This window comes from Acidicapsa ligni, from assembly GCF_025685655.1.
In the GTDB taxonomy this organism is placed as follows: Bacteria; Acidobacteriota; Terriglobia; order Terriglobales; family Acidobacteriaceae; genus Acidicapsa; species Acidicapsa ligni.
Genome location: NZ_JAGSYG010000008.1, coordinates 41,373 through 66,219 on the forward strand (window position 1 = coordinate 41,373; position 24,847 = coordinate 66,219).

Consider the following 24,847-nt stretch of genomic DNA (forward strand, 5'->3'; position numbering starts at 1 on the left):
TAACTCTGTACTCAAAATCGCTGCCGGTAAATCGAGGGGACTTGCCAGATGCTTTAGTCGCACCGAACGGAGGGTTGGAGATTGCACAATCGAATCGGCCGATATTCTTAGGAAGGTCAAATACATCGGCCTGAATCCAAGTTGCTTCGGGCGAAACCTTCTTGCCAACCGCAATGTAGTCGGGATTGACCTCTATCCTTCGTTTCCTGTTTGCTCAGACAACCATCAGCAGTCGGCAGATGTGCCTGTTCGATGGCCAACGAGCATTGTTGTCAGAACGCGGAAGGACTTAATTTGGATCCCAGGATCATCCGCGATGGTTTGGAACGAAGCGCCGCAAATTAGGCCAAACAGAGATGCGGAAGACAAAATGACTGTGAAGAATTTTGTGCACCTGCTCTTTCAAAACGGGTGATAATTGTGAGCATATCGATAGCAATCGGGGAGGGATCAGGACAGAACAGCTTGCGAAATCGTTGGTGCAGACAAAAGTCGCTTATTTTCAGTGGTTAATTGACCCGAGTTAACTGTCTTTGCTATAAATGTCTTAGCGCAGTGCGTCGCCCAGACGTGCTCCACAGGGTATTCCTCAGTAGCTCAATGGCAGAGCATTCGGCTGTTAACCGAAGGGTTGTAGGTTCGAGTCCTACCTGAGGAGCCAATTATTTTCTTAGACTTAGAACTCTCGACACTCCCCGATGACCCTCAGAAACAGCGAAATGTAGTGGATTTTGCAGGGCATCCCTTCACCGGGGCAACAATCTTGATGGAAGATTTCAAAGTGGAGTCCCTATTTATCCCGGCTAATATGGGTACGGTAAAAAACCAATCGCAAAAGGAACCCTACTCCAGTCAAAGAGTCCGTGAAGAAGGCTATAGCTAAGAACAAAGCGGCCATGAGCCTCTGGGAAGCAAACCAGGTAGACGTTCTGAACTTATTGGCAACGTAAGGGACGGCTTTGTTTAGTGCGAACGACTGCCCGAGGTTTCATGATTAGCTTGCTCGCCGAGCCAACTCATGATGCCGTTGGATCCGAGGGCTTTTCCGGCGGCGGCGCGGTCGGGAAAGCGCATGAGCTGGTCGCTATGCGGTGCGGCTGAGGCCATTTTTTCCTTTGCTGCGGCGGGCATGACGGGTTCGTCGCTTATCTGCTGCATGCGAACGACGCGATCTTTGAGCTCAGGAAGATAGTCGACCGGATCCAGCGATGCGACGCTTTTGAGAAACTCTGGCTTTAGATAATTCGGGCGCTCGTCTTCGGGGATTTGTTTCGAGTCGCGGAGAAATTCAGGCCAGTCACCCCAGGGGTCTAGCAGATCGAGTGAGGCGATTCGTTGGTCGGCGGCGGCTGAGAGGATCGCGACTGCTCCACCTGAGCCCTGACCGAAGACAGCGACGTGGCCGGCGTCGAGGTCATTGCGCGTCTCCAGGTAATTGAGCACCATCTGTACGTCGTGGGTGGAACTGGCTAATGCCTCCTGCAACTGGCTTACGAACCAGTTTCCGATAGGGCGCGGGGAGTGAATGCGCGGCCAGGAGAGTGCGGTGGCGAAGGCGACTGCGGCGAAACCATTGTCCCTGGCTCGATCGCACCAGCGGTCTTCACGGAAGATGTCGTTATCGAAGGTGTAGTTGTAGAGGAATAGCACGACTGGCATCTTGCCGTTATGTGTTGGGCGAATCACGTAGAGATCGATGGGATCGTTCTTGCGCCACTCCATGCGCAGGATTTCGCGTGTGCAGCCGCCGGGCAGATCGACTTTGCTGAGGAGGAAGCCGCCAATCGATTGCGGTGGCAGGTTGCTTTTGGCGAGCGCAAGAGTGTTCCAGTCTTCTTTGGGCGCGTCATCCGGAATATTCAGAGTTTTGAGGCCGGTCGCTGGGGAAGCTTCTTTTTCTGGTGCGGCCTGCATGGGGATTGGGATGTTGGGGGTCTGGGCATGAAGATTCGCCATGGTAAGAAGATCGATTGCAAATAGGAAAAATAGGCGGCGGATCATGAGCTGCTCCTGATCTGTGTAGTGCTTGACAAGAAATCGGCAGACCCGATCTTGCGAGCGGATCTGCCGTTGAAAAGTACTTCAGAGAGGTCTTAGGCTACCGGCGCATTCCGGTCTGGCCGTCGAGATGGTGGGGGTTGCTGGTGTTGGCGCAGTAGGAGTTGTCGGAGGTAGGCGAACCGGTGCCGGAGAGGCGCAGAACGACGCCGCCCACATCACCGCCTGCTTCAAGAGCGGAGCAGCTGCTGGAGTTCAGACCTACGTGGCCGTCGGCGATCGATGCGACGGGAGGCAAACCTGAACCGGCAGGCGGAAGGAAGTGCGAACGGACCACAGTGAGGCTGGATGGAACGATGAAGTCCGGACGTGCGGTAGTGGTGTCGAAGGTGACGAAGCTCTGGGCAGCGCTGGCAAGGGTGGTGACCGCCGAGGGAACGGTGGTGCCCTTGGAAACGAGGCGCAGCAGCGACCAGATGGGATATCCGTTAACAGCGTTCATTGCGTGCAGATCAACGTTGGCCAACTCGGTGGTGCTGTTGAGCGGAATGGCGCCGTTATAGGCGGTGTAAGAGCTGGAGCTGTTGAGCAGAGGATCGATGCTATCGACCATCAGGTACTTGCCGTTGGTGGAACTGAATCCGGAGAAGTTTGCAACGCTCCAGAAGCCGTAGCCGATGTTGTTATTGATGCCGCCGACGACGCCATTGCTGCGAACGAAGGAGAGCTCCTGACCGGTGCCGATGGTGCGGATACGAGCGCCAGTGCTGGCGGTCGTGATGTTGAGCGGGTTGAGGGCGACGGTGCCGGTTCCGTTGGCGGTGCAGGCCCGCTGGGCGAGGGTACCGTTGGTGGCGTTCTGATTAACGCCCACATCCTGGGAGGTCATGTTAACCGTGGTGTTGGGGACGTTGTACTCCATGGTGTTGTAGGTACCAGAGAGAGGCTCGCGAATACCGACGTAGACGCGGTCTCCGCTTGTAGAAGTAGGCGATGTAACCTGGTCGGAGTAAGAGAAGGTGCCGTCGAGGAACTTGGCCAGAGCAGCGCTCGTGATGTTTGAGAACTGGCCGAGGCCGGTGGTGCTGCTGCCGTTGACGACGACGATGATCGGCGTAGCACCGACCGGGGTGACGGTGAAGGCCGGCAGGGTGAAGTTGATGACATTGAAGACGCTGGAGCTGCCGGTGACAGCAGTGGTAACCTGGGCGTGCGTGACGTCGGTTTTCGAGTATCCGAGGCCCAGATACTGTGTGCCAGCGATAACGGAGCCGCAGGGTGTGAGAGCGCGGGCGGTAGCGAACTCGGCATCCTCAGGACGGATGTCGGTTCCGGCCGCATTGATGGCAGCTGAGTTTAAGGCGTTCGCGATCTCCGTGGGCAAGGGGACCTCGGTCACCAGGCCGCTAAACTGGCCCGCAGAAGCCGGATCGGTGGTGGGGAAGTTGGTGATGGAACAGGCTGTGCCATCGAAGAGGCAGCGGTTGCCAACGACCGAGTCGGTCGTCAGATAAGAGTAGATGGCAGTGCCCGTGCCGGGAGCCGCGCAGGTGCCGCCAGCAGGTGTCCAGGCCGCCCAAGCGTTGCCGGAGTCCGTTGCCGGTGTGCTCGCGGTGAAGGGCGCAGTAGCATCTTTCGCGATCAGTCCGGCGCCGCTCCAGATGCAGGTGGCATGGATGCTGCCCAGGGTGGCTGAGGAAGCTCCGAGGCCGAGTTCGAGAGCAATACCGGACGAGCCAAGGCCCTTGAATGCGACATTGGCAGAAGTAATGCCCTGAGCATGCGCGTTCGCCGAGAGAGCGATGAGGGCCACGCCGGTGGCGATGGCTGACTTGATAATCATCTTCATCAGAATCTGCTCCTTTAAAACTGTAAACTTAGCGTTGACCACGGCCAGGGTGATAGGCCGAAGCTGTTTCGCGGGTCCATACGGTGAAGGTTGGGCAAGTGTCTAAGTGACGATTGAGAAACAAGGAGAGTGAATCAGGAACGAGATTATTACTCTCGTTCCTAACAATGAATTACGGGTGAGGCGTGGATTTACAATGGGGCCAGGTATCAGATTCACTGGAAATTCAAAGACAGTCATTTCTAAGTAACCAGGAGTTATCTGACTAGATATCATGTAAGTATTAGCTCGAATGCAAGCGCGATTGAGCTAGATGAAATGGAACGCATCGCCAGAATAGAAGTTACTCGGTCCGGCTTTTCAATAGTTTATAGAGACGATAGATAGTATGACTACGAAGTAACTAGCGTGTTGCATCGTGATCCTCTGGTTCGGCGGGAAGACGGATGCCCGGCTCAATTCACTTGAGTTTAATACTGTCTCACCGGTTGCTGTGTAACGATCAGATTTCTCTTGAGAGCAAGTCTGCAAAGACTTTGAATCGATTGGCGCCATGCTTTTATCCGGCACGCCGGTGTGCTGTTTGTCCCGAGTTCGCTTCCTTATCAATCAAGTTCATAAAAAATAAAGTTAGTGTCTGCCGTTGAGAATTCCTGGCGAACCCGTCATTACTGTGAAGGCACTGACTTACCCACTGCTAGTTGACGATTGCAATCTGATTGCAAGTCCAGCGCGGAAGTATGTGGGAGGCCGGTCAAGCGGTGTTATATGGAGGCGGGCGCGGGTATGTCGATTAAGTGTGTGGTGTCGCGGGTAGTGGTCGGCGTTTCCCTGATCCCCCTTTTCCTGGCTTCCTTATTGCTCTCAGGTTGTGGCGGTTCTTCAATGCCGGCGGGTGGGGTTCCTACTCCATCGTTCGCTCCGGCGGGCGGAACTTACAACTCGTCGCAGGCCGTGACGATTAGCGATACCACGCAGAATGCAGTGTTGTATTGCACGACAGACGGATCGACTCCGACGACATCGTCGCCGCGTTGCGCTCAGCCAACGACGGTTTATCAGACCGAGTTTCTGCAGGCGATTGCGGTGGTGCCAGGCAAGACTACCAGCAATGTAGCCGCGGCGGCTTACACGATCAATCTGAATACGGTTGCCACGCCGAGCTTCACGCCGGCGGGGGGCGCGTATACGGGGCCGCAGCAGGTTACGATCGCAGATGCGACTGCTGGTGCAAATGTGTACTACACGACTGACGGCAGTACGCCGACGGCCTCCTCGCAGCTTTATATGAATACGACGCCGATCCAGGTTTCGAAAAGCGAGACAATCAACGCTATCGCTGTGGCTGCAGGCTACTCGAACAGCGGCGTGGTCAGTGCGACTTATTCCATCAACCAGGCCGTAGCCGCTCCAGTCTTCTCAGTCGGTACGGGTAGCTATACCTCGGCCCAGATGGTGACGATCACCGATCAGACCGCCGGGGCAGTTATCTATTATTCGCTGAACGGTACGGCCAGCACTGCTTCCTCGGTATACAGTGGCCCGGTCACCATTGCGAAGACGGCCACCTTGAGCGCTATCGCTGTGGTGAATGGAACCAGCAGCCCAGTTACCCTGGCTGCTTATGCGATCACCATGAATGCGCCCGTGCCCGCACCCGCCTTTTTCCCGGCCAGCGGCGCTTCCTTCCAGGTGGGACAGCAATCCATCACGATCTCTGATGTCGATACGAGTGCCGTGATCCACTACACGATCGATGGCAGCGCGGTGAGCAGTTCTTCACCAACTTACAGTGCTCCGATTTCGCTCACGACTCCAGGAACGATTACAGTTCAGGCCATTGCTGTCGATGCCAACGAGGGCAATAGCGCCGCGGCCATGGCGACTTACACGGTAACGGCGGCGGCGGTTGTGCCGCCACCGGCATTCTCCCCGGCAAGCGGCAGCGCGGTCACCGTCGGACAGACGGTACAGTTGGCTGACAGCGATGCTAATGCTGTCATTCACGTAACTACCGATGGCACCCCGCCGACAGCTAACTCGCCTGCATACAGCGCGCCCATCGCATTGAACGTGGCTGGATCTATCACGATTCAGGCGATTGCGATCGATAACGGCAGCACGAGCACGGTTGCTACGGCATCCTACGATGTTGCTCCAGCGGGGGCTGGGCTGACTGGAAAGGTGCTGAGCGGGACGACTCCGATCAAGGGTGCTTCGGTGCAGTTGTATAGCGCGGGCAGCACTGGCTACGGCTCAAGTGGTACTGCGATAGGCGCTTCGGTGAGCACGGATGCGACCGGCGCGTTCATGCTTAATTACGGCACTTGCCCGGCATCGCCCAACGACCTGTTTTACCTGGTGGCTACAGGCGGGGATACAGGGAGCGGGGCTAACTCCTCGATCGCATTGATGACCGCGCTGGGACCATGCAGCGCGCTTTCTACAAGCGGCGTGTCGGTGGTGATCAATGAGGCTACGACGGCTGCTTCGGCTTACGCGCTCTCTGCATTCATGACCACCGCTCCGAATGTGGGTACGTCTGCGACGAACTACCAGGGGTTGAGCAACTCGTTTGCCACGGTCAACAATCTGGTGAACACGGCTGCTGGAACGGTGCTGACGATAACCCCTGCGTATGCGTCCAATCCGGTCCCGCTCCTGAATAGCAGCACGGTGCCGCAGGCGCGTATCGACACGCTGGCGGACATTCTGGCGAGCTGCACGGCTTCGAGCGGCGGGGGAGCATGTTCGGCCCTGTTTAGCGCAGCCACGCCTTCGGGCGGTATGGCTCCAGGCGACACGCTCCAGGCCATTCTGGACGTGGCGCAGAATCCTGGACTGAATGTATCGACTCTCTTTGGCTTGGCTTCTGCTACTGGTCCGTTTCAGCCGGAGTTAGCGGTTGCGCCGAATGACTGGACGATCGCGCTCACCTATACCGGTGCAGGGCTGGGGCTTTCACCTACGACCTTGGCCAGCTATAGCTCGGGAGGGAATGACTACACAGATCTTGGACCAATCATCAACACGGGTATGGCTATCGACGCCCTGGGCAATATATGGGTCACCGCATTCGGCGAGGATGGGCAGGCAGGCTTGCCTAGTCCGAGACCGCAAGACGCTGTTCACGCGATCCTTGCCCGGTTCGATGCGCTGGGTGCACCGGTTACCCCGGCAACGACCCTGAGCACTGACGCTACGCCGCAGATTACTTTTGGCGGTTATGATCCTGAACCTGGCAGTCCGGTGGCGCTCATTGGGGCGATCGCGTTCGATGCTTCTGATAATGCCTGGCTGGGGGATTTGAATCCGTCGGCCTCGGGTCAGTCTTCGCTGCTCGCAGTTGGACAAACTGGTTCTGTGATCCTACCTCCTGCGCAAAATGTCAGCTCAGTTACAGGCCTTGCACTCGATTCGGTGGGCAATATCTGGGCAACGTCGGTCAACGGCATCTTCGAGTACACATACAACAGCAGTAACCAGTCGTTATCTCAGATTTTATCGAATAATCCCGGCTTCACGAGCCAGACCGGTGACCTAACCTTTGACTCGAATGGAATTCCATGGGTGACTCAAATCGATGCAAACTCCATCCAGCCGAGATTGTTCGCCCTGGATCCAGCCACCGGAAATGTCGTATACGACCCGTTCAATAGTGTGCCTGGTTACTTTGTAACTTCCTTGATAGCCGATGGATCAGGGGGCATCTACGGCTGCGATCCCACAGGCCTGAATCTGGATGTCTTGAACTACAACAGCAACTCGAATCCGCCGGCAGGTTCCATCCTCTTCATGTATCCGATCACCGATACAGGACGCGGTTGTGGAAACTCTTCTGCCGGTGGCTGGATGGTTCTTGACGGTCAGGGGCACATCTTTGTTTTAGATGCCAATTCGGGACTTGGAGTGATGACCCTTGACGAGTACACCACTGGCGGAGCCTTAATTTCTCCGGCTGCCAATGGCTACACGGGAACGAGCGCCGGGGAGGGGCTGACGCTTCATTTGGATGGAAACTATTTTCCACAAACCAATACGCCTATTGGCGCAATGGACGGTTCGGGCAACCTGTGGGTTATGAATTACGACACTAGTGGTCTGGATGCCAACTTTAATGTGATACCGGGCAACGTGCTGGTGGAGTTTGTGGGTATCGGTGCGCCGGTGGTTACACCTACGTCAGTCGCGCTGAAAAACGGTCAGCTTGGAGCGCGGCCATAGAGAACAAATACGTGGACCGCAGGAGCGTGCTTGCACGCCACGCCGCGTTCATAAAGCGCCAGAAATATTCAGACGGAAACATTCACTAACACGCATCCTCGCGATACGAGCAGAGGGCCAACAAGTGACAAATGTCTCGACGACCGGCGAGGAGTGGCGAGTATGACGATTAATCGCAGGACAGAGCCAAGCGTACAAGAGTGCGTTTTAAGCGATAACTCGGTGGGCATAACCTGGTTGGGCTCGGACAGGTCGGCAAGGCGGGTAGTCTTCGTCACCGAGGAGATAGACCCGCCAGCGGCAACCGAGCGTCCAATGGACCTGATTGAAGCTGGCTGCGATCCGCGGCAGAGGATTCTGGCCCTTTATGACGAGTATCGGCCGAAGCTATTTCGATATCTGCGCAGCATGTACATCAGGGAAGACCTTGTCGAAGAAATCATCCAGGAAACTTTCATGCGGTTGACCAAGGAAATGCTTACGAGGGAAAGCCAGGTGCAGCATATCGAGGCGTGGATCGTTCGAGTTGCGCGCAATCTTGGCGTGGATCTGTTGAGAAAGCGCCACGAAATCGTCATTGATAGTAACTCGACACCCTTTGTACTTGAGAATTGCCCGGACTCAGCGTCCTCGCCTGAAGAGGTGTATTCGAAGAAGGAGCGAACGAAAAAAATGGAAGCAGCGTTAACTGGCCTAAGACCCTTGCAACGCCAGTGTCTCCAGTTGCGAATACAAGGTTTCGGGTATAAAGCCATTGGTGTTTCCATCGGTATCAGCGAACAGCGCGCGGCCTTCATTGTGAAGCAGGCAACGACGTACCTGGCGGCTGCCTGTGAATGATCGAACCATACTGGACCGGCTATTGACGGGCTTGGTGCCGGGTCTCAAGCAGCATCTCTCGAATGCGACGATGGCGGAGTTTTCCGGAGGGCGGCTGTCTGCGCTCGACCGGTGGATTGTCAGGCAGCACCTGGCGAAATGCTGGGGCTGCCGTGGCCGTCTGCATTATCTGAAGGGGCCTGGCGCTGAGTGCATCCTGCAGGAGTACAGCGAGGCTACTGAATTCGTGGCCAGTCAACCGCCGGAGAGGCCGAGAGCTGTTTTGGCTGCATGGCTGGAGGAATATGTAAGCCAGGAAGGTGAAAGGGAGCTGCACGCGCGGCCCCGTGCTGGTGGGATGCGGTTAAGGGTTGCGCCCCGGCTGCTGGCAGTTTCGCTGTCTCTTGTAGTCGCGATCTCGGCAGGGTCTTTTTACTTTTGGCCGAGACCGGTTGCACTGGGTGTCAGCGCAGATGACCTGTTGAACAAGGCGGCGCGATGGGAGCATCCAGACCCGAATGCGAATGCGGGATTTGCCTATCAGAAGCTGGAGATCAAGACGAACGGTAGCAGGTTGGAGCGCTCAGTGTATTGGGATCTACATGGCAAGCGGCTTGCGAAGGCGGTTGCGCCGACAGGCACCACACGGCAACTGAAGGCGACCCTGGAACAGGCCGGTGTGAATTGGGATCATCCTATCTCCGCGGAAGATTACCTGACTTGGCGTGGGGAGCAGGCGCGGCGCGAGGACTCCATTACCAGAACGGGCGAGCACTTACTTACGCTGACGACGACCATGGACACTGGCGCCGTACTCGGGCAGTCCCTTACTATGCGCGACACGGATTTTCACCCCGTGGCTCGAACGGTGGATTTTCGCGACCGGGAACATGTGGAAATCGCAGAGTTGGACTATGCAGTTCTTCCGTGGAATGTGCCCCAGGCGAGTGTCTTTGAGCCGCTGGGCAACGCCGATATTGTTTCGACAGCAAACGCGCGGATCCTTCCAATTTTTCCATTAGCTGCTCCGAGCCAGGAGCAGTTGGATGAGGCGGAGCTTGGCGTGAGGCTTGTGTTGAACCAGCTTCATGCCGACATCGGTGAGCAAATTACGATTCACCAATCTTCGCAGGTTGTTGATGTGGAGGGCATGGTTGAAACGGAGAAGCAGAAGAACGAACTGCGTGCTCAGCTTGCGACCATTCCGCGAGTCCATGTTTCGATTCAGAGTCTGGACGATGTGAAGAGAACTCGGGAGTATGGCATTACCCCGGAGCAGATAGAGGCGGTCACGATGCAGGATCAGGCGTCCGCGTTACAGATGTTTCTTGAATCGCGAGGGCGGGATGTAAAGGACAGCAACCTGATTGCGCACAGGCTGTTCAGCACAGCTCTCACGATCAGCCAGGAAAGCGAAGCCCTTGCGGAATTGCAGTCGCGGTTCCGGCCAAACGCCACGAGTTCGATGATGATGTCGGCTACACTTGCGGATTTGATCTACAGCCATCAAGAGCGGTTGGAAGATGTGTTGAAGCAGGAAAGACATTTGCTTGCGGAGATCGGGGCGGCAGATGCAATGGGTGAGGAAAGTAGCAGGCATCCCGTATCACTTTCGGAGGCAGCGGCTCGCAATCTAGCGCTCACCAAAGAACTCACGCGAACAGACCTTCCACCGGAACGAAAGGCGGCAGCTATCTGCACTGACTTATCTGCCGCGGCAGACAGGATAGATATGGCTGCGCAATCGGTTAACGGGGTGCTACAAGAGAATGCTGTCACGAGTGGAAAGGACTAGGGGCAGGTCATGTCGTCTACAGGTGCTGTAAGGTCTCCGCGAAGTATACAAGTCACGCTGGTGCGTGGCCGATTCGCAATGAGACGCCATTTGCTGCCGGGGATCGTTGCGCTATTTGTTTTGTCTGCATTTTTGGCGGGCTGCGGAGGAGGATCTTTGCAGGTCAAGGCCGGACCCATCGTGGCGAGCGGCAGCAGTGGAACAAATGGCCCAAGCGTGCTCAGTACGACGGCAAGCGTGCAGTTGAGCATGATGCCCACCGGAGACAAGCTGAAGGCTGGGGTTGATTGGACGGCAAATTGCGGCGGCAATCCAATCTCCGGGGGCGTGACCAATGGCGCCTGTGGCACGCTGTCTCCGACGCATACGGGGGATGGGGGCAAGACGACTTATACCGCGCCTTCGATGGTTCCGATTGGAGGGTCTGTTCTCATTACGGCAGCGGTGACGAGCAATCCATCTCAGAGCAGTGGTTTGACTTACACGATCGCTCCACTGCCTATCAGCGTTTCGCTGGCTAATCCTGTACCGGCATCGGTGACTGTCAACGGCACGTTGCCATTCGACGTGAATATCTCCAACAACACCAGTTCGGGAGGAGTGATCCTGACGGCTACGTGCGGATCGAGCGCCTGCGGATCGTTTAATCCGCCCTCTCCGACCAGCTTTGGATCCTTATATTCATCGGTATATACCGCTCCATCGATAGTTCCACCGAACGGCGCGGTAACTTTGACCGGCACTTCTGCGATAGACACGACGAAGTCGGTAAGCGCAACGATTCTGATCACACAGATACCGGTAGTCAGCATCAGCGTGACCCCAGGCACTGTGTATACGCAAATGAGCGGCGCGGCTCACTCCGCGACCCTTACCGCAGTGGTCGATAACGATCCTGCGGCTGCGGGTGTCGACTGGTCGATAAGTTGTGGAGCCGCAAACTGTGGCGGTATCACTCCACGTCATACAGCGAGCGGCGTGGCGACGACGTATTCCGCTCCGTCGACTACGCCTCCGGGCGGCACGGTTACGATTACGGCTCAATCGACCACCAATCCTTTGCTTTCTGCACAAGCCACCGCGAATATTGTTGTTGACTCGCCGATTGTTGTCACGATGTCGTCTCGGCCTCCCCTCGCACTGACGTCGGGATCGCAGGCAACTCTTGCAGCAGGTGTTGCTTCTGACCCAAATTCTCTGGGTGTCAACTGGACGGCGACTTGCGGCAGTGCTGATGCGTGCGGAACATTCAGCATTTCTCCGGCGCACACTGCCAGCGGCGGCCAGATTCTCTATACGGCGCCGAGTGCTGTCCCGGCGGGGAATGTGGTGGTGATTACCGCAGCCTCTGCCGCACCTGCTTCAACTCCATCGAATCCGGCAGTTGCAGTCACAACGATCACGGCGCAATCGCCGGCGGTGACGATTACGCAGCAGCCGGCATCGAGTCTTACTGCTTCAGAGCAGACCACGATCAGCGCCAAGGTGGCCAATGATGTGGCTCCCGGGGGCGTGGCATGGAGCCTGCAGTGCAGCAGCACGGCCGCGGGCGCCTGTGGAGCAATTACTCCGGGTCACTCGGCCAGCGGAGCGGCGGCGACTTATATGGCGCCTCCTGTCAGGGTGGCTGGAACCTCCGTAATTATCGTTGCCACCTCGGTGGCGAATCCCAGCATCAGTGCCCAATCGAATGCAATTGCCATCGTCCCTTCGACGGCGCTTTCGATGAGCTTTGTTCCGTCGCTGCCTTCCCAGTTGCAACCGAATGCATCTCTGAACTTGCTTGCCGCAGCGGGGAACGATACGACGAACGCCGGAGTGGACTGGCAGGTCTGCGCCTCGGGTTGCGGCTTCTTCACCGTAAAGCCAGAGATACCCGCGATTCCTGCGACAGCGACGACTCCTTATGTTCCTGTTGTTCCCGCAGTTACGGCGACAACGGTCACGGGGTGGCAGAATGGCACGCCACTTCCTTATACCGCGCCTGGCCAGATACCGGATACCGGGTCAGTGACGGTGTTAGCTTCCGCGCACGCCGATTCGAGTAAAGTTGTTTCCGGGAATATCACGATTAGCACAGCCTCAACTGGGCCCGAGTTACATGGGACGGTCAATGCCGCGATACAACCTGTCGTGGGATCTTCGGTGGCGCTTTACGCTGTCAGCACCGGCGGTTATGGCCTCCAATCGGATCAACTGAGTTCCACTGTTGTCACTGACAAGAGTGGCGCATTCAACATACCGGGAAGCTATACCTGTCCTTCGCCTGAGAGCCAGGTGTATCTGGTTGCGCTGGGCGGCAGTATGAGTGCGAATGCAGCCAACCCAAATCTTGGACTGATGACGGCGCTTGGCGCCTGCGGCAATCTCAGCTCCTCGCCGGTGGTTGTGAATGAGGTAACGACGGTTGGGTCGGTGTATCCGCTTGCTCCCTTCGCATCGAACGATGAATTGACGGGCAACAAGAGCTATTTCTACATAGGCTCGGGGAGCAATTCCACCGGTATTCAAAACGCCTTTGCCGCGGTCAACAACCTGGTAGATATCTCGACGGGGAAGGCTCGGTTTCTGACTCCCGCAGGCAACGCGGAGACGCCGTATGTGGAGATCAACACGCTGGCCGATGCCTTGAATGCATGCACTTCGACTGCGGGCGGCGTGGAAGGAGACGGTAGCCCATGTGGGACGTTGTTTACCGCGACCGACACCCTGGGCCAGAACAGAATTGCTTTTGGCGGGGTTGGCCCTGCGGACACCTTGCAGGCAGCCTTCAACGTCGCGCTGGTACAGGGGCAGCCTTCACTGAATACGAGCACGCCCAATGTCGTGGGTTATGTCTTCGATGCCTCAGCATTCCATAAGGACCTCCTGATAAGTGTGGACTCCCCTATCCAGCCGGTTCTTCCTACCGCTCCACACGACTGGACGCTCTCGTTGAATTTCACCTGCGGAGGCGGCTTGAACCAGTCGAGTACGGTGGGCTCGTTTGCCGTCGACTCTGGGGGCAATCTCTGGATTACAGATGCGAAGGGAAGTAGCGTCATCGAGTGGAATTCCGTGGGTGCGGCGCTCTCTCCAGCGAGTGGTTTCCCTGCGGGCGGCGGTCCAATCGCGATCGATGCGAGTGGTCATATATGGATCTCCGGCAACCGCCAGTTGGAGGAGCTTACCAGCCTTGGAATGTCACTGGCGGGCGCTCCTTATGAGGGCGTAGCGGGTGGCGGCAATGATCTCGCTTTCGACACGCAGGGGAACCTCTGGCTTGCCAGCGATGTGGCAGTGAGCGAGTACAGCAACCTGGGCGTCGCTATTTCCCCGCCTGGCGGATATATATACTCCGGGACTGGCCTGAGCGGCTATACGTCGATAGGCGTCGACCGTTCGGACAATGTGTGGGTGGGGGTGGAGTCGATCAACGGAATCGCCGAACTCACGACTCTGGGAGCCAGTTTGATCCAGACGGGTACTCCGCCGACGTCTACTTTCGCAGCAACCCCGCAATTCGCTCCCGATGCCTCTGGCGATATCTGGGCTTTCTTTGGCCCATCGATCTTCTGCAAGGCGACACCGTATGCAGGCGTGGGCTCAGTGTTGTTTCTTAGTGGGTGTTTCGAAGAAGGAGCTGCACAAAGCGCGAGCTTGCCGGGTGCGAGCTTTACGAACGGACGAGGGGTTGCGCTGGATGGAGCCGGCACGGTGTGGCTCGCGGGGCAGGGCGGCACTCCTTCTGCGGGCGGGGGAATAGCGTTTCCTCCCGGCATTCTGCCTGGGACGGGGTCGGTGAACAACCTGGTATCTCCCAGCCTCGCAGCCGGGCCTCTGCGGATGATGATCGATGGCTCCGGCAATGTCTGGATTTTGCTGGCGGACAACTCTGTCACGGAATACGTCGGTGTGGCGACTCCGGTGGTAACGCCATTGGCCCTTGGTTTGAGCAATGGGCACCTGGGAGCCAAGCCATGATCCAGTCTGTCGACGATTGCAAACTGCTCCCGCACTTCCAACTTTCGCAGAAGAGGACCGCAATGAAGTCAGGCATTCCTACTGGCAGTTCCCACAGGAAAGATATCTCGAAACGGCCCGGTTTCATCTGGCTGGCGATGCCGGCCGTGGTGTTGCTTGGGTCGCTCTCTTTGTCGGGTTGTTCGACGAGTACGCCGCGGCCACAGATTGGATCTGTGTTATTTACAGACGTCAATGGAAACCCGCGCCCACAGCCGCAGAAGGTCATTGGCGTAGGTGAGAGCACGTACCTTTCGGTGAATCTTTCAGACGGTGTGGATGGTCTAGGTGCGGACTGGAGCGAGTATTGCGGAAGCGCTCCGCCGCTGGGCACTCCGCCACCTCCGGGGCAGACGCAGGACCCATCGTGCGGCCTGTTCGCTCCGGGACATACGATGAGCGGTCCGGTGCCCGTTTATCTTACGACCGGAACCGGCTACGTCACGCTTTACACGGCGCCTGCCGTGCCACCCAAGGAAGGGTCAGTCACGCTCTATGCCTCGGCAACGGGAGATCACAGCCGGACGTCGAGTGTTTCGCTCACGATATTAGGGGTTCCTATCTCGATAAAACTCGGATCGACGCTGCCGTCCTCACTGAACAGTAAAGCGACGCTAGAGATTACCGCAGTGGTCAGCAACGATCCCACGAATGCAGGCGTGAACTGGACAGTTATATGCGCAGCCAGCGATTGCGGCTCTTACAGTCCAGCGCAGACGGCCAGCGGCGTGGCAACGACATATACCGCTCCCGCAGTCGGGGGCGCTCCTGTGCAAATTGTAGCGACCTCAGCTGCGGACCCTACGAGGGCTGTCGGCTTCTCGATCAACATTTCAAGCGACACGTCCAGCAATGCGCTTACGGGCAAGACCGGTCCGTGGCAGGCCCCGGCCATGGGAAAGTTGTTCGCTGACCAGCTGCTCTTCGTCAAGGCACGTATTTCTCGCAGTTGAATTCCGTGAATAGGAAAGTTCGAAAAGTTTGAAGTTGAAGAGATTGAAGTCAAGGAGAACCGATGCAGCAGTTTCTTAGAATAATTGCAATTGTCATGCTGATAACGGGTGTGGCCTGTGCGCAAACATCGAGCGGCTCGCAGCCTGCGGCCTCGCAGTCGCGCCAAAAAGCTGAAAAAGTGAAGCCGAAGACGCAGGAACAGATTCTCCTTGAGCAGCTCAACGACAAGTTTCATAAGCTGGACGATCTGAACCGGAAGTATGACGACCTTCAGCAACGATTCGATGTTATGCAAAAGGACATGAAGGCGCAGGGCGCCAGGCTTGAGAGGGCGGAGAAGGACGCAGCGGATGCCAGGCAGAAGCTTGATGCAAATCAGCCAATGCTCACCTCCAACGATGCCGCGGTCACTCATCTGCAGACGGAAGTGGCGGATTTGAAAACGACTTCGAGTTCTCTTTCCGCGGCAGTTGAAACGACGCAACAGACGACCAAATCGCTGGAGCATCCTGAAGGTATCCGCTTCAAGGGCGTGGAGATCATACCGGGTGGTTTTGCGGCAGCGGAAACGGTGAACCGACAGCGAGCCGTGAGCGGTGACGTGAATACGCCTTTCTCCAGCATCCCTTTTACGGGCACGACGGCCGGGAAACTTTCGGAGTTCAACGCCAGCGGGCGGCAGTCGCGTGTTTCCCTGCTTGCCGAGGGACATATACCGAATGCGACTTTGCGCGGCTACTGGGAAGCGGACTTCCTGGCTGCGGGAACAACCTCCAACGATAATCAAAGCAATAGCTACACGCTGCGGCAGAGGCAGGTCTGGGGGCAAGCTGCGCTGAATAGCGGCTGGACGCTTACAGGCGGCCAGATGTGGTCGCTTGCGACTGAGTACAATCACGGGCTTGCCAATCGATCCGAAGCAACGCCGTTGACGATCGATGCGCAGTATAACGTTGGATTCACCTGGGCGCGGCAATACGGCTTCCGCGTGGTGAAGCAAACGGGCAAGCGGCTTGCTCTCGGCGTTGCGGTCGAAGAGTCTCAGATCTTGAATATCGGCGGCCACAACCTGCCTACGCTTACGTTTCAGCAGACGGGGACTGGCGGCGGCCTATATAACTCCACGGCGAACTACAGCTTCAACTACGCTCCGGACCTCGTCGGCAAGATCGCCTACGATCGGGATTGGGGACACTTCGAAGTCTTTGGAGTGGGGCGCTTCTTCCGGGATCGTGTCTTCCCGAACGGCCCGACGCCGCCGGGGGCAACGCCTCCTGCGACAACGTCTGCACTGGGAGCCTTTACTGCGCGGACGGAAGGCGGCGGAGTTGGCGTCAATGGGCGCATTCACCTGTTGAACGATACGCTCAGCATCGGCGCCCATGGACTGCTTGGCAATGGCGTGGGCCGCTACAGCACGACAACACTGCCTGATGCTACCGCGCATGCCGATGGAACATTGGAGCTGCTTACGGGTGGGTCAGCCCTTGGCACTGTGGAATGGCATGCCACGCCGCGCTTCGACTTGTATGCCTACTATGGCGGCGAAGATGTGAAGCGCGCCTACTACGCGACCGGATTCACGAACACTACGCCCGGACCGGCGCAGGGTCAACCGATTCTCGCCGGCTATGGTGCGCCAACGAACATTGTCAGTGGCTGCTATACGGAGGTGTTGCCCACTACTTCGCCGAACGGCGGAGGAACGGTGGCCAGCGGTCCTGCGAACTGCAACGCCGATACGCGCAACATTCAGGAAGGAACGCTTGGTTACTGGTTTCGGTTATACAGGGGCACGCACGGGACTGTGCAACAGGGAATTCAATACTCCTATGTCGCGAAGCACACCTGGCAAGGAATCGGAGATCCTGAGGCCGGTGCGCCCAACTCCCCCAAGGCGATCGACAACATGTGGTTTACATCCTTTCGCTATTACATCCCTTAAACCGGGAGATATGGCGAAGCTCATTGTTAACCAGTCTTAGAAGGAAATCTAACATGTATCGATTGTTCTCCAGATTCGCGCCGCTACTGGCTTTCGTCGCTCTGGCCGGTTGCCTGCAGATGATGGGTCAGCCGGAATACAGCAGCCTCTCCGGTCGGGTCACGGATCCGACCGGCGCCGTAATCCAGGAAGCTACTGTACAGATCATCAATCAGGACACGCTTGTGAAGCGGGAGGTGACGACAGGTGCTACAGGAGAGTACAGCCTGCTGGCTCTCCCTGCAGGGCGCTATCAGGTGATTGTCGAGGCCAATGGATTCAGCAGGCGGTCGAGCCAGGTATTCACCCTGCTGGCGGGCAAGGCCATTGTGTTTAACGTTCAGATTGTCGTGAGTGACGTCAGGGGCGAAGTCAGCGTTTCCGCAGGCGCCTCCGAAACAACGATCGATACGGACACCGCCTCTATCTCGACCACCCTTGGAACTGAAGAAGTCACCGGTTTGGCGCTGAATGGGAGGAACTTTTCCCAGCTAGCTATGCTGGCTCCCGGTGTCAGTAATCAGACAGGTCAGGATGAGGCGAAGGTTGGATTAGCGGGCAGCGCCAAATTCAGCGTGAACGGCGGTCGCGTCGAGTACAACACCTTCGAAGTTGATGGAAGCGATGTTCTGAATACAAGCATCAATGCCAGCCGAGGCCAAGGCGAACCTCTGATCGTTTATCCCAGTGTTGATGCTATTCAGGATCTCAAGATACTCACCGGGGACTATAGCGCTATCTATGGCAAGAGTTCTTCCGGCAGTGTACTGATCACAACAAAGTCCGGCTCCGATAAATATCACGGCAATGCCTATGGGTTTCTGCGCAATGAAATGTTCAACGCGAGGAACTATTTCGATCAGCCCAATCCTATGCAGCCGGGTTATCAAGGTAAACCTACCTATAGAACGCCGCTGTACCGGCGTCTTGATTTCGGCGGCACATTCGGCGGCCCTGTTCCTTATCTCCATCGAGGAGACTCGAAGACATTTTTCTTCCTGTCAGAGGAAATCCGCAGGGAGAAGACTCCAGTCGACTACAACCAAGCCGTACCAACAATGGCGGAACGATCTGGCGATTTCTCGGATGTATGCCCACCGTTCGTGCCTGGGTCAGGTTTGACGCCTGATCCTGCCTATCCAGATTGCCCGATAAACCCTACGACCAATCTGATTCAACGGCATGTCGCGACCGACTACACCAGTCTGGCGCTCCTGAATTCGGAACTTATTCCCGCGCCGAATTCGAGCAGCGGGTGCAACTCAACCACGATATCGCCTTTGCCGCATTGCTATGTGGCTTCGGTCTCTCCACTGACTACCTATCGCGAAGAGTTGTTCCGCATCGATCACGATCTTAGTCAGCGAACGCGGCTATCCTACCGCTACGTTCACGATACTTACGATTCGACTGTACTTGCTCCGCTCTACGGCATTGTCCATAACAGCTTTCCTACTGTAGAGAACCGGTTGAGCAGCCCTGGCGAAAATATGGCGGTTATCCTGACTCAGGCGTTGCCGCACAACTTCCTGAACCTCGTCTCAGCCAGTTACGAAGTGGAACATATAACCCTCAACCCTGAGCCGGGCGTGGGTGTCGAGTCACTTGCAAGGCCCATTGTTCTGGACGACCCTGGCAAGGCCGGTGGAGTGCCGGTTGCCGGGGCGACGGTTTGCTCTAACGTGAGCAGGACAAATGCTCAGCAGGTACCGGCTCAAATCACGGAATGTCCCGTCGGCCACATTTTCGACAATGGATACGGCGGCAAGCTCCCTGGACTTGTTTTTCAGGGAAGCAACGGAGCGTATGGCGGGCATGGGTTCTCTGCGGACACCGGTTACGCCCCCTATAACCAATCCAATCCGACGTTCATTGTGAGAGATGACGCCAGCAAGGCGATCGGGAAACATAACTTGCAGTGGGGCTTTTGGGGAGCATTTGTCCAGCAGAATGAACTAAGCGCGGTGAGCGGAGCTAACTCCGGAGACGTACAGGGCTTAATTACCTTCAGTAACCAGCAATCCATCCATACTTCCGGCAATGCATTTGCGGATTTCATCGCAGGCACGGGATTCCGGCCTCAAGATCTAGGTCCCTCGCCGGGCGGCGCGATTAAAAGCTTTACCCAGGACAGTGGTCAGTTGCGATATTACACACGCAATAAGACGGCAGAGTTCTATCTTCAGGATGATTTCAAGGTTTCTCCGCGGTTCACAATCAATGCAGGCTTGCGAGCGAGCCTCTTTGGAGCGTGGTACAACCCCAGGAATACGGCCTACAACTGGAGGCCGGAGGATTTCAACCAGTCCCTCGGAGCTTCTATCTTCATCGATCCGATTGCAGGAAACCTGGTCAATAGAAACGGCGGCAGCGCCGTACCATTGAAACCGACGGGGCCGTATAGCCTGAGTTCACTCGGTCCGGTCATCACCAATGGACTGGCCCAATGCGGCGTGAACGGGATACCGGATTCCTGCATGCGTAGCAAACTCTTTTACCCATCCCCTCGATTCGGCTTTTCCTGGGATCCGTGGGGTAAGGCAAAGACAGCCATTCATGGCGGCTATGGTCTGTTCTGGCAGCGTGGCACCGGATACGAATCGAATGTCGGATCGCTCATCGGCGGGGCTCCGCTGGTTCTTAGCGAGACACAGTCCAATATCTCCGGAGCTGGAACAGATGGTCAGTCGATCCAGGGTTACAACGCATACAACCTGATCGGTCTCTCCTGCCAGGGCGGGACAATACAGTGCCCGGTTGCAAGCGGCGCCACAATTCCTGCTGGCGGTGCAACCTTCCCGCTGAACGTTACCTCCATTCCTACCAGGGCTATCTATTCCTACACGCAGCAATGGAGCCTGAGCGTTCAGCATGAACTGCGCAAGGGATTGGTTGGCCAGTTTATCTATGTGGGTACCAAGGGAACACACCTTACCGCTGTCCGCGATCTGAATCAGTTGCCTTCGCTTGGCAATACATCGAATCCATTTGGGAAAGGACAGCCGATTACTCCTGACTTCTGCCAGAGCGGTGCAAATGGCGGCTTCATCGTGGGTGGACTCAACCCGCCTCAAGGCCCTGTTATCAATCCATCTGCTCCCACGATAGGGCCTGCCTCGCAGGGCTACGTGAATGCGTTTGTGGCATGCACGGGCAATCCAGGTTTTGCTCTGGCTCCTGTTTCCCAGGGCGGCCCATCGCGCAAGCTGGGTATATCTGCTGACGTGGCCCGGCCTTATCTGGGCTTCAGCAATATCATCTCTGTTGAAAACGTCGCCGACTCAGAATACAACGCCTTGCAAGCGACCTTGCGCGAAGTAACTGGGCCAATCACGGTCGATGTTGCCTACACCTACAGCCACTCGCTCGATGATTCATCTGACCGCGCCAGTGCAAACTTCGCGGATTCGTTGGACATTCACTCAAATCATGCCAGTTCGGATTTCGATCAGAGGCACCTGTTAAATATCAGCTACATCTACAACCTTCCATTGCTCAAGCTCTTTGGAGGGATGATTAACCTACTTGGCAGCGGTCAAGACCCCACCGGGGAAACTGTGCCTGTCATGTCGAAGAGCGACCTGTGGGCTCCGTCACCTGTTATGAAGACGCTGCTGGGCGGTTGGCAACTCAGCGGCATTACTACATTCAATACGGGAACGCCTTTCAGTGTAGTGAATGGCGGCGGAGCGAACGGCATCGGCTCTTCAGATAACGCCGGCGTGGGGGATGGGCTGGGCATCGGATCGTATCCGGATGTGATTGGCAAGGTTCACAGCGGAAAGCCGTTTGTCAGTCCAGGAGGAAATAATGTGGGACCTCTATTACTCAATCCCAATGCCTATGCAGCGCCACGCGGACTGACGTTCGGAAACGCAGGACGCAATTCTTTGAGTAACCCTTCACGTGTGAATTTCAACACGTCTCTCTTCAAGCATTTCAAGTCTTCCAATGAGAAGCTCGACATCGAGTTTCGTGCAGAGGCTTTCAATATTTTGAATCACACTCAGTTCCGAATCACCGATCCTGCTAACCCCGGAAATATCGGAAATAACGTGATTAATTGTTACGGCAGCCAGAGCCAGTTCTATTCAGCCGGCGCCTCCGGCTGCCTGGTGGGGAATTCCTTCCTTCACCCGGTCGACGCGCATGATCCACGTATCCTTCAGTTTGCTTTGAAGGGCAGCTTCTAGGTTATTAAGGGAGAGTCGATGCAACATACAGGGAGTAATCGGGCAATGCGGTCAACAGTCGGCGTGCGTATTCCAGGCTTACTCGTACTCGCTGTATCCCTTATTGGATGTGGCAACAATAACTCTGCAAGCACCGGAACAACAAAGCCGCAAACTCTCCAGAACTACTTTGCCCCCACATCGCTGCTACAGCCCTGGCTCACAAATACGATCGACGATGCTAATCATAAGTATTCGCAGATTCAGTACGGTGATGAAGGCACGTATTCGGAGGTCCTCACCGCAGGCAACCTCACTGTGAACCCGCGCGGACTGCGCATTCTGGGTTTTACGACTCAATACGCTACTGGAAGCTCTCAGCCGGTTGCTACTTACGATCCGCCACTTTCAGGTGGGTTTGCCCTGGAACTGGCGGGACAGGCGGGTGGCCTGATTCAGCCGATGCAGACGCCTCAGAGCAGTGCCCCGGTGGTGGTACCTGTGAAGCCGATGGTTGCAGCAATCAACTGCCCAAACTTCAGCGCCGCGCAAACGTATCTTTTTATTACCCTGCTGGGCAGCAGCGGCGGCTGGAATGCTGCAACGGACACTGCATACGGCACGGTTGACATCAGTACAAATGGAACAGCGGTGAATTTCAATAACATCGCACAGTTCACGCTGCCTTCCGCTGGAGTAAGCGGAACTCCAGCCCAACCGTCGTCTGCTACCAAGAGCGGTGTCTGTAATCAGACCTCCTTCGGGCAGCTTGTTGCTGTTCCGGGACAGGTCGCTACTACCGATCCTGGAGGAATTCATCAGAGCAGACCGCCTCAGGCACAGATTGGAATCGGCCCGAACCAGCTGCTCGTGGAAGATAACGGTTCTGCGACAGCATTGTTTCCGGCAGGAGCTTCCACGTCACCCTTTCTGCCCTATGAGAACGTTCTGGGCGCGGGCTATGGCGCTGTGGGATTGCCACGATCATCAAGCCCGGTGGATACCGGTTCCGCTGTCGGCAGCCAGTATCTGGGCTTTGTCTATGCCACCGGTGATCCATCGAATCCTGTTTCGTTTTCTGGTTCCTCGCATGTAGCTTCTTTTGGTTTTTCCGCTGTCCCTTCTGCTTGCTCTTCAGTCGCCGCGAGTACCAGTACGCTGATCTACGGAGGCGACTTCAAGAACGATGATCCCTCCAGTTCTTCAGATGGCTTTGGCAACTGCGACTTTGCAATCGATCTGGGGCCGCAGGACTCTGCGAACAATGGACTCTATCGCAATGCCACGGTTTGGGTTGGAGCGGGCTACAGTGGCAACACGACGGGGGAGAACTACTCGTTTTCCGCAGTTGCAATTGCCGGCCAGCTAAGTGGGAAATATGCAATTTTTCTGCTCGGCAAGGATGCAAGCCAGCCGTGGGCCATCTATCTTCTCCAATCTAATTAGGAAAGTCTAGTTAGGCGAGTATCGGATGCTATCTGATCGTGCCCTTTTTTCGCTGCTGCAAGGCATGAGCCATGCACATTGCAGCAGCAATTAGGTGTGTTGAGAGAAGCATCCTATCTTCCCCAGCCAATTCATCATATCTTCAATCACCCTATATTGAGATACGCCTTCTGCTCCGTCATTCATGTAGGCAGTAAGAAACATAACAGGGGAAATGAGCCTTGCTCGCGACCTGGGAGTTAGAGCAGCTCTATGTCATCCCATATTGTGTCTTTCTGCCATTTCGAACGTACTCGCCTCCGCCGTCCATTGCAGTAGCGTAGAAACTCCTGCGTCCATATGACCGCATCCGCCAGATAAATGGAAAGAGCGTGTCTCTCTCTCGCGTTTGGCTTCACCCTAGATCAAGGAGATATCAATGCAGAACAAGTCGCTGAAAGTCTTGGCTCTGGCCGCTCTGTGTGCCGGTTGCTCCATCGCTGGAACCGCACAAACAATCAAGACAGTGGTCAACTTTCCTAACGCAACCCTGGGAATCGCTGCAAATCCAGTAACGAACCGGGTTTATGTCGTTGCTCCCACTCTGGACGGAATTTCTGACAACCTGGGCGTGATAGATGGAAATAACGACGTTCTCCTGCAAAACATCTCTGTTCCGTTTGGAGCCAACGCAACGGCAGTAAACTATCTGACGAACCAGATCTATGTGGCTGGCTGCAATTATTTTGAAACCCCCTCACCTTGCACGGTTACCGTGATCAACGGCAAGACAAACAAGGTAACCAATACTATTGCTATCACCAGCAATCCGGGACTTGGCCTTACAGGGATCACCGTCGATGAAGTCGATGGCCGCATCTTTGTCGCGAATGCCAATGACAATGTAATTAACGTGATTAACGGCAAGACGAACAAGCTTGTCTCCAGCATTGGACTGAAGGGCAATTCACCATCCGCAATCGCGATCAATCCTCTTCTCGACCTGCTCTATGTGCCACTCGGCAGCAACCTTACCGCTATTGTGAATCCGTCTCTAGGGAAGGTCCTCTCCATGGCGAACTTTGGAAGCACTACAGTAGGAGCGGCGGCCAATTTCGTTACCGGCAAGGTGTATGTTACTGATGCCGAAACAGGTCCTTCCATGACGGGTGTTCTCAACGCCGCCGGGCAGAAGGTCGCCAGCGTTGTAGTAGGCGATGCTCCGCTCGGAGTCGACGTGGACCCGGTCACCAACCTCGCCTTTGTGGCTAACTCGGCGGTCGACTCGGTCGACGTGATCGATGGCAAGACAAACACCGTCAAGGGTGTTGTTACCGGCGTGCCTGCGTCGTATATTGCGGTAAACTATCTCACCCAGAAGCTCTACGTCTCCGGGCGTATTGGCGTGTCTGTCGTAACCGAAAAATAGCCCTGTCTCTTATTTAAATAAAGAGTATGAATAGATAAAGCGTATGAGGCCAGCGCGGTATGCGCTGGCCTCATATTATGACCTGGATGGAAATGGAGAGTCCGGCAAATTTTGTGCCAGTGAAGACGTAAGAAACGGGGATGAGAGGAGCTTGTTATGGGACGAGACAAGAGATATCAACACAGCCACTTTTGTC

At 56.1% G+C, this 24,847-nt stretch carries 11 protein-coding genes and 1 tRNA gene; 10 read left to right on the forward strand and 2 right to left on the reverse strand.

Features of this window, described 5'->3' with window-relative positions:
• The first annotated feature begins 586 nt into the window (after positions 1-586).
• Positions 587-661 (forward strand) — tRNA-Asn (locus tag OHL19_RS21100).
• Between the two features lie 302 nt (positions 662-963).
• Here the strand turns inward: OHL19_RS21100 and OHL19_RS21105 are convergent.
• Entirely contained in the window at positions 964-2,001 is a 1,038-nt protein-coding gene (locus tag OHL19_RS21105) for an alpha/beta hydrolase family protein (protein ID WP_263359823.1), read from the reverse strand.
• 97 nt (positions 2,002-2,098) lie between these two features.
• Positions 2,099-3,847 (reverse strand): autotransporter outer membrane beta-barrel domain-containing protein, encoded by a 1,749-nt coding sequence (locus OHL19_RS21110; RefSeq protein ID WP_263359824.1) that lies wholly within the window; start codon positions 3,845-3,847, stop codon positions 2,099-2,101.
• Positions 3,848-4,633: 786 nt separating this feature from the next.
• Here OHL19_RS21110 and OHL19_RS21115 point away from each other — a divergent pair.
• From OHL19_RS21115 to OHL19_RS21155, 9 genes are all read left to right on the forward strand, one after another.
• Positions 4,634-8,071 carry a chitobiase/beta-hexosaminidase C-terminal domain-containing protein gene (locus OHL19_RS21115; RefSeq protein WP_263359825.1) on the forward strand — a complete coding sequence of 1,146 codons (3,438 nt, stop codon included), beginning with the start codon at positions 4,634-4,636 and terminating at the stop codon, positions 8,069-8,071.
• Positions 8,072-8,233: 162 nt separating this feature from the next.
• Positions 8,234-8,911: an RNA polymerase sigma factor gene (locus OHL19_RS21120; RefSeq protein ID WP_263359826.1), complete on the forward strand. Its 678-nt coding sequence runs from the start codon at positions 8,234-8,236 to the stop codon at positions 8,909-8,911.
• The gene (locus OHL19_RS21125; protein ID WP_263359827.1) at positions 8,904-10,685 is read left to right on the forward strand and encodes a hypothetical protein; all 1,782 of its coding nucleotides are present in this window, start codon (positions 8,904-8,906) and stop codon (positions 10,683-10,685) included. The genes OHL19_RS21120 and OHL19_RS21125 overlap by 8 nt, the downstream gene beginning before the upstream one ends.
• Before the next feature lie 78 nt (positions 10,686-10,763).
• A complete protein-coding gene (locus OHL19_RS21130) occupies positions 10,764-14,648 on the forward strand; it encodes a hypothetical protein (protein ID WP_263359828.1) in 3,885 nt (1,294 codons plus the stop codon).
• A gap of 62 nt (positions 14,649-14,710) precedes the next feature.
• A complete protein-coding gene (locus OHL19_RS21135; RefSeq protein WP_263359829.1) occupies positions 14,711-15,640 on the forward strand; it encodes a hypothetical protein in 930 nt (309 codons plus the stop codon).
• 62 nt (positions 15,641-15,702) lie between these two features.
• Complete coding sequence (locus tag OHL19_RS21140) at positions 15,703-17,586, forward strand: hypothetical protein (protein ID WP_263359830.1); 1,884 nt, start codon at positions 15,703-15,705, stop codon at positions 17,584-17,586.
• Between the two features lie 53 nt (positions 17,587-17,639).
• Complete coding sequence (locus OHL19_RS21145; RefSeq protein WP_263359831.1) at positions 17,640-21,818, forward strand: TonB-dependent receptor; 4,179 nt, start codon at positions 17,640-17,642, stop codon at positions 21,816-21,818.
• A gap of 45 nt (positions 21,819-21,863) precedes the next feature.
• Positions 21,864-23,243, forward strand: a complete 1,380-nt coding sequence (locus OHL19_RS21150) for a hypothetical protein (protein WP_263359832.1) — start codon at positions 21,864-21,866, stop codon at positions 23,241-23,243.
• A gap of 418 nt (positions 23,244-23,661) precedes the next feature.
• Positions 23,662-24,651 (forward strand): YncE family protein, encoded by a 990-nt coding sequence (locus OHL19_RS21155; RefSeq protein ID WP_263359833.1) that lies wholly within the window; start codon positions 23,662-23,664, stop codon positions 24,649-24,651.
• The last annotated feature ends 196 nt before the right edge of the window (positions 24,652-24,847 follow it).